The organism is Rhodoplanes elegans (assembly GCF_016653355.1).
Taxonomy (GTDB): domain Bacteria; phylum Pseudomonadota; class Alphaproteobacteria; order Rhizobiales; family Xanthobacteraceae; genus Rhodoplanes; species Rhodoplanes elegans.
In genome coordinates this window covers 19,781-27,519 of record NZ_NHSK01000130.1, presented here as the reverse complement: position 1 = coordinate 27,519, position 7,739 = coordinate 19,781, and the positions used below count along the sequence as shown (strand labels likewise).

At 72.1% G+C, this 7,739-nt stretch carries 6 protein-coding genes; 1 reads left to right on the top strand and 5 read right to left on the bottom strand.

Translation table 11 applies throughout. The features are described from left to right. The coding region (locus tag CCR97_RS16685; RefSeq protein WP_201159675.1) for a tetratricopeptide repeat protein at positions 1 to 859 on the top strand (859 nt) is incomplete at its 5' end. A 15-nt stretch (positions 860 to 874) separates the two neighbouring features. Here the strand turns inward: CCR97_RS16685 and CCR97_RS16680 are convergent. The 5 genes from CCR97_RS16680 to CCR97_RS16660 form a co-directional block, all read right to left on the bottom strand. Continuing rightward, on the bottom strand, positions 875 to 2,905 hold the full coding sequence (locus CCR97_RS16680; RefSeq protein WP_111358470.1) for a hybrid sensor histidine kinase/response regulator: 2,031 nt from the start codon (positions 2,903 to 2,905) through the stop codon (positions 875 to 877). Continuing rightward, positions 2,902 to 3,360, bottom strand: a complete 459-nt coding sequence (locus CCR97_RS16675; protein WP_111358471.1) for a response regulator — start codon at positions 3,358 to 3,360, stop codon at positions 2,902 to 2,904. The genes CCR97_RS16680 and CCR97_RS16675 overlap by 4 nt, the downstream gene beginning before the upstream one ends. A 20-nt stretch (positions 3,361 to 3,380) precedes the next feature. Beyond that, positions 3,381 to 5,633: an ATP-binding protein gene (locus tag CCR97_RS16670; RefSeq protein ID WP_111358472.1), complete on the bottom strand. Its 2,253-nt coding sequence runs from the start codon at positions 5,631 to 5,633 to the stop codon at positions 3,381 to 3,383. 327 nt (positions 5,634 to 5,960) lie between these two features. Next, positions 5,961 to 6,554 (bottom strand): biliverdin-producing heme oxygenase, encoded by a 594-nt coding sequence (locus CCR97_RS16665; protein ID WP_245429010.1) that lies wholly within the window; start codon positions 6,552 to 6,554, stop codon positions 5,961 to 5,963. Positions 6,555 to 6,723: 169 nt separating this feature from the next. After that, positions 6,724 to 7,521: a hypothetical protein gene (locus CCR97_RS16660; RefSeq protein WP_146618813.1), complete on the bottom strand. Its 798-nt coding sequence runs from the start codon at positions 7,519 to 7,521 to the stop codon at positions 6,724 to 6,726. Positions 7,522 to 7,739: the final 218 nt, after the last annotated feature.

Here is a 7,739-nt window from a genome sequence, read left to right as displayed (position 1 = left end):
TCCGGCGCAGGCGCCGGACCTCGCCTACGGCGCCTTCCAGCGCGGCTACTTCCTCACCGCCTTCCACGAGGCGACCAAGCGCGTCGACGCCGCCCAGGACACGCGCGCCATGACGCTCCTGGGCGAGCTCTACGCCAACGGTCTCGGCGTCGCCCAGGACGACCGCAAGGCGGCCGAATGGTACGGCCTCGCCGCCGGTCGCGGCGACCGCGACGCGATGTTCGCGCTCGCCATGTTCCGGCTCGGCGGCCGCGGCGGACCGAAGGACACGGGCGAGGCCGCCCGCCTGCTGGCCGCCGCCGCCAAGCTCGGCCATCCGGCCGCCGCCTACGACCTCGGGCTGTTCTATGTCGAGGGCCAGCTCTTCCCGCAGGACTACGACCGCGCCGCCGAGCTGTTCCGCACGGCGGCCGCGAGCGGCAGCCCGGAGGCCCAGTACGCCCTCGCCGTCCTCCACAAGGAGGGCCGCGGCGTGCGCCAGGACCTGGCCGAATCGGCCCGCTGGATGGAGCGCGCCGCCGTCGCCGGCGTGGTCGACGCCCAGGTGGAATACGCCATCGCGCTGTTCAACGGCACCGGTACGCCGAAGGACGAGGCGCGCGCCGCCGCGTACTTCCGCAAGGCCGCGATGCGCGGCAACGCCATCGCGCAGAACCGCCTCGCGCGCCTGCTCTCGGCCGGCCGCGGCGCGCCGGCCGACCCGGTCGAGGCGGTCAAGTGGCACCTGATCGCGACGGCTGGCGGCGCCGGCGATGCCTACATGGAAGAGTTCGCCCAGAAGCAGCCCGAGGCGGTGCGCAAGAGCGCCGAGAAGGCCGCTCAGAGCTGGCTCGACGTGATCCGGCAGTCGCGCACCTGAGCCGGCCGTATCGGGTCAGCCGTGCGGCGCGGCGACGAGCTGCGCGATGGTGGCGGCGAGCTCGGCCTGCTGGAACGGCTTGGCGAGCAGCGGCAGATCGGGGGTCGCCTCGCCGGTCAGGCTGGCATAGCCGGTGGCGAGCAGGATCGGCAGGTCGGGGTGGCGGGCGCGGATCTCGCGCGCCAGCTCGGCACCCGTCATGGCGGGCATCAGATAGTCGGTGATCACGAGATCGGGCTGCGCGCCGTCGACCAGACGGCCGAGGCAGTCGAGCGCCTGGGCGCCGGAGCCGGCCTCGATCACCTGATGTCCGAGGTCGGTCAGCATGCTGGCCGTCGTCGCCCGCACCAGCGGCTCGTCGTCGACCAGCAGTACCGTGACGGCGCGGCCCCGCACCGGCTCGTGCGACGGCGTCTCGCGATGCTCCGCCTGCTCGTTGGCGATCGGCAGCCAGATCTCGGCGCGCGTGCCGGCGCCGGGCGTGCTCGACAGGACGAGCGCGCCGCCCGACTGGGCGGCGAGCCCGTGGACCATCGAAAGGCCGAGGCCGGTGCCCTTGCCGATCCCCTTGGTCGAGTAGAACGGCTCGATGGCGCGCGCCAGCGTCGCCTCGTCCATGCCGGTGCCGGTGTCGGTGACGACGATCCGGACGAACTCGCCGTGACGCAGCCCGAAGCGATGCGCCACGTCGGTGTGCCGGTCGATCGTCCGGCCGTCGACCGCGACCGTGAGGGTGCCGCCGTCCGGCATGGCGTCGCGGGCGTTGACGGCGAGGTTGAGGATCGCGAGCTCGAGCTGGGTCGGGTCGACGCGAGCCGCCGGCAGATCGGGCGCCGCCTCGACCGCGAGCGTGATCTGCGGCCCGAGCGAGCGGCCGACGAAATCCGCCATCCCCTCGACCAGCCGGCCGACGTCGACGGGGCGCGGCTCCAGCACCTGCCGGCGCGCGAAGGCGAGCAGGCGCTGCACCATGGTCTTGGCCCGCTCGGCGCCCTGCAGGGCGCTGGCGATCAGGCGCTGCGAGCGGTCGGCCTCCGGCAGGCGCCGGCGCAGCAGGTCGAGATTGCCGATGATCGGCGTGAGCAGATTGTTGAAGTCGTGCGCGAAGCCTCCGGTGAGATGGCCGATGGTCTCGAGCCGCTGCGCCTCGTGCAGCTTGGCGAGCATCGACTCGCGCTCGACGATCGCGGCGACGATGCGCTGCTCGAGCGTCTCGTTGAGACGGCGCAGCGCCTCCTCGGCCTCGCGCTGCGCGGTCACGTCCGTGTTGGTGCCGAACCAGCGGACGATCCGGCCGTGCGCGTCGCGGATCGGGCGGGCGCGCGACAGGAACCAGCGCCAGCCACCGTCACGGCCGCGCAGCGGGAAGGTGTCCTCCCAAGACTCGCCCGACACGATGCAGCGCCGATACTCGCCCTCCACCCGCGCGAGATGGTCGGGATGATGGACCCGGCGCCAGCCGGAGCCGCGCACCTCGTCGAGCGTCGTGCCCGTGTAGTCGAACCAGCGCTTGTTGTACCAGTAGAGATTGCCCGACGCGTCGGCCATCCAGGCGAAGTGATCGATGTTGTCGGCGAGCGTGCGGAACTGCTCCTCGCTCGCCCGCAGCGCCGCCTCGGCGCGCAGCCGCTCGGTGCGCTCCGCGGTCTCGGCGAGGGCGCGGCGCACCACCAGCGGCAGCCGCTCGAGCCGCTGCTTGACCACGTAGTCGGTGGCGCCGTGCCGCATCGCCTCGACGGCGAGCTCCTCGCCGAAGGCGCCGGAGACGAAGATGAACGGCAGCTCCGGCGCACGCGCGCGGGCGATCGCCAGCGCCGAGACGCCGTCGAAATCGGGCAGCTGATGATCGGCGAGCACGATGTCGAACGCGCCGGTCGAGAGCGCCTCGACGAAGCTCGCCCGCGTCCACACGCGCTCGATGCGGAAGACGAGGCCGCTCGCCGCCAGGAACTCGCGCACCAGCGTCGCATCGAGCCCGTCGTCCTCGAGATGCAGGATCTGCACCTCCCGTACCGGCAGAAGTGTCTGGTGGAGGGCGCGTGTCACTCGTCCCTCGTCGCGCCGAGGCCCGGCGGCGGCTCGTTGAGCACCGCCCAGAACATGCCGAGGTCACGGATCGCCTGGAAGAACTGGTCGAAGCCGACCGGCTTCACCACGAAGGCGTTGACGCCGAGGCTGTAGCTCTGGACGAGATCGCGCTCCTCGCGCGACGAGGTCAGCATCACGACCGGCGTGTGGCGCAGATCGGGATCGCGCTTGATCTGTTCCAGCACTTCGAGACCGTCGACCTTCGGCAGCTTCAGGTCGAGCAGCACGACGATCGGGTCGGCGGTGTTCCGGCTCTCGTAGGCGCCGCGGGAGAACATGTAGTCGAGCGCCTCGGCGCCGTCGCGGGCGATGATCACGCCGTTGGCGAGCTGGCACTGCTCGAGTGCGGCGAGAGTCAGCTCGATGTCCTTCGGGCTGTCCTCGACCAGGAGAATGGGCTTGAGATCGGCCATGGGAGCCTCGTCCGGGGTCCTCATCGTCTGGGCAATGCGAGAAAGAAAGCGGCGCCGCCGTCGACGCGTCCCTTCGCCCACACGCGGCCGCCATGACGCTCGGCGATCCGCTTGACGTTGGCGAGGCCGATCCCGGTGCCTTCGAACTCCTCGACCCGGTGCAGCCGCTGGAACACGCCGAACAGCTTGCCGACATAGGCCATGTCGAAGCCGGCGCCGTTGTCACGTACCGTGTAGATGGTCTCCTCCGGCGTCGCGGTCGAGGTGATCTCGATCACGGCCGGGTCACGATGCCGGGAGAACTTGAGCGCATTGTCGATCAGGTTCTGCATGGCGAGCCGCAACATGATCGGATCGGCGCGGGTCGGCGCGAGGGGCGCGACGCGCCACTCGACATTGCGCCCGTGCGTGTCGGCCTCGGTGCGGCGCCGCACGTCCGCGACCAGCGCGTTCATGTCGACGGCCACGGGCGTGAGCGTCGCGCGGCCCATCTGCGAGAAGCCGAGCAGATCGTCGACCAGCGTGCCGGCCGAGATGGCGCTCTCGACGATCGTATCGATGTAGCGGTTGCCGCGCTCGGACAGCCGCTCACCCTCGTATTTCTTCAGGAGCTGGGCGTAGCCGACGATGTGCCGGAACGGCGCCCGCAGGTCGTGGCTGACCGAGTAGGAGAACGCCTCCAGCTCCTTGTTGATGCTGGTCAGCCGTTCCGACAGCGCCGCCGTCTCCTCGGCCTTGCGCAGCACGATGTCGACGATCGCGGTGCGCAGCTCGGCGACGGCGTCGATCTCGGCAGGCTCCCAGGCGCGGGCGCGCAGCCGCACCGTCTCCCGCCAGGCCGCGAAGGATTTCCGCGGGTGGAGGCGCAGGCCGTCGGCGGAGGGCTCGGCGTGGGCGCGCGGATCGCCGCCCCAGGTGACGGTGCGGATCACCTCGGGCCGGAACCACAGGACGTAGCTGTCGTGGAGCTGCGAGATGGAGATGGCGAGGACGCCGCTCGCCAGGTCCTTGAGCGCCTCGCCGCCCGGCATCGCCGCGGCGAGGCTGTCGGTCGCCATCACGTCGAGGCGCTCGCGGCCCGCGAGCCAGTCGACCAGGCGCTGCACCTCGTCGCCGGAGGGCGCCGCGCCGATGCGCACGATCGTGCCGCCCGCCACCACGGCGGCGCCATCGGCGCCGGCGAGCGCGAGGAGATCGTCGCCGCTCGCCACCAGGCCGTCGACATACTGCTCGGCCGACGCCATGCGGGCGAGCAGACGGGTCTGGATGGCGCGCAGCGCGCCACGGCGGTCGGCGACGGTGGTCGTCTCGTCGGCGGCGAGCTGCAGCGACAGCACCTGGCCGATGAAGTCGCAGGCCGTGCGGACGTGATACGGCACGATCGCCGGGTCGCGGTGATGGCACGAGATCAGCCCCCACAGCCGGTCGCCGCGCATCAGCGAGATCGACATCGAGGCGCCCGTGCCCATGTTGCGCATGTATTCGAGGTGCACGGGCGAGACGCTGCGCAGCACCGCAAAGGAGAGGTCGATCGGCCGGCCGGTGCGGGGATTCACGTCCGGCCGCAGTGGCGTCGGCGTGTAGGACGCGTCCGAGATCAGCCGCAGCCGATTGAGCCGATACAGCTCGCGGGCCTGGGCCGGGATGTCGGCGGCCGGAAAGTGCAGCCCGAGATAGGAGGGCAGGCGCTCGTTACGGTCCTCCGCGACGACCTCGCCGTTCCAGTCGGGATCGAAGCGATAGACGAGGACGCGATCGAGCCCGGTGATCCGCCGCACCTCGCGGGCGGCGAGCGCCGTCAGGGCGGCGACGTCGCCATCGCGCTGCACAGCCTCGAGAAACGCTCGCACATGCGGGTAGACCTCGTCGAACGAGCCCGGCTCGCCGGCGAGCGCCCGCTCGAGCTCGATCACGATCGCGTCGTCGGCGCGGTGGGCGATCAGATGATGCAACGTCTCGCCGGCGCGCACGAGGCCGAGATGGGTGGTGCCGAGCGTGGGCACACGGACGTCGAGATCGTGCAGCAGCGGCGCGGCGGTCGGGGCCAGCGCCTCGCGCAGGGGGCGGCCGACAGGGTCGGGGACGATGGCATCGGCCGCGCCCGGACCGATCGCGGCCTGGACGACCCGTCCGTCGTCTGGATCGACGACCAGCAGGACGCCGTGCGGCTGGATGCTCCCCGGCACATGGATCGCCTCGCGCTCGCAGCCGGACGGCCCGACGAGCACCTCCGGCCGGCCGCTTTCGCTGCGGCTGTCGGGCTGGGCGCTCATCGCCTCGCCTCCCGCGCCGGCGCGGGCGCGGCCGCCAGCCGTCCGCACGGGGCGCGACGACACGGCCGGCAGGACGAGAGCCTGTCGCCGGGGCTGGAGGACGGGGGACGCACCAGAAGACCTCTTCGAGGGTAATACGTGACCGCCGGGCCGGAGCCGCGATCGTCCGCAGGCCATTGATATGCCCTAACGTCCGGCTGCGGACCGAGTTCCGGCGCCGCGCGGTCGGTCTGGTGCGGGATACCGCCGCGCGACGGGTATGGTCCACAGGCGTGGCGTTCGAGGGAAAGGCTGCCGGGACGTTGCCGCAGCGGGCCGGCTCTCTGGTCAGACGGAGGCCGGGGCAGCGAGACCGGCCAGCTCGAACAGCCGGTTCACCCGCGTGAACGCCGCCTCGGCGCCGGCGATCAGGCGCGCCTCCTCGGCCTCGCTCATCACGGCGGCGTCGAGCGCCTCGGTGAAGTGGCGCCAGTGCAGCCCGCGGCCCTGCGGATGGCCGCGCATGTGGCGGGCGCCGAAGTCCTCGCCGATGCCGATCTTGACCGTCTCCTGCAGCAGGAAGGGTGAGCCGAGATCGGCCCCCTCGATCACGTAGAGCCATCCCATGCCGGTCGGCACGTCGACGGGCGGCGCCAGGGCGGGCCGATCGAGCGGCACCGGGTCGAGGCCGATGTCGGCGGCGTCCTGCTCGGCGAGATGCAGCCGCCGGCGCTCGGCGAGGTCCGGGAACACGGCGCGCAGCGCGGCATCCGCATAGAGCGCGTCGACGTCGCGGAAGATCTGGAGCTGCATCGCGAGGAAGCGGGCGTAGCGCGGGCGGTCGCGGAACGGGTCGCCCATCATGATGCGGGCGTCGAGCGCCCGGTGAACGGCGTCGGTCGCCGCCTGCAGGCGGCGCCAGCGCGAGGCCGGTGTGGCCACGGAGGATGCGGATGACTGCGGCGAGGACGGCAGGGTCGGGTCGGAGGGCGACGACGCGGAGCTCATCGAAACAACTTTCGGTCCGTAGCGACCCCGCACCATGGCACGGCGATCGCTCGGCCGACAACGTGCCGCCGCGGCGGCACGTTGTGCCGGGAGACGAACCGGCTCAGCCGCCCGCGACGGTGCGGGCGAAGGCCTGCAGGCTGCGCTTGAGGCTGGGGTCGGCCATCGCGTCCGCACAGGCCAGGGCGAGCTGCTCCAGGCTGGCCCGCTGTCCGGGCTCGAGGAAGCGGGCGAGCCGCGGCGCGATGCCGGCGAGCGCCGGCAGGCGTGACCGCCGCCACTCGTCGGAGAGGCCGTCGACCGTCAGCGTCTCGATCACGCTCGCGACGGTGCGCAGGCTGCCCTGGCGGATGCTGGCGAGGCCGGACTGGAAGTTCGGCCGGGCGAGCTCGGCCGGCTTCGCGCTGGCGAGCTGCACCAGCACGGCCTCGACGATGGCGTTCTGGACGACCAGCTCGAAGTCGAGGAACCGCCCCATCTCGGGGGCGAAGCGCACGACGTTGCGGTTGACCTTGGCGTCCGCCTGCGGGTCGTTGGCGAGCCCGGCCAGATCGGTCGTGCCGGTGCCGGCCAGCATGTAGACGGTGCCGATCTGGGCGCCGGTCACCATCCGCTGGCTGAGCGGCGTCAGCTCCTGGAAGCTGACCGGACCGGTGACGTCGCTGGTGTCGAACACCATGTCGAGCAGCGGCCGCACGGCGGGATCGCTCTCGCGCGGCACCTGGCCGGTGGTCTCGAAGCCCTTGGCGAGCTGCATGAACCGCGCCGCAGCGGATTGCGCGGCCGACAGCCGTGCCGGATCGACCCGGGCCTGGGCCACGGTCGCGGCGAGAAGCAGCACGACGGCGCCGCAGGCGAGCATCGCGACGAGAGGGTGTCGAGTCCGGGTCGCGCAAGCCATGATCGTCGTGCTCCACGGTCGAATCAGAGGTCGAGTTCAGCACGGGCGCGACGGCGGAACCATCGCGCCGCGATTGAAGTATCGGAGGGTGGCAAGCGCGGGCCGCGGCGTCGCACACCGATGCGCCACCGGGACTGCGCCGATCGGCGCCGGATCGGACACACGGTCGAGCACGAATCGGACGCGCCCGGTTGGACAGGCCCGCAATGGGCACGATA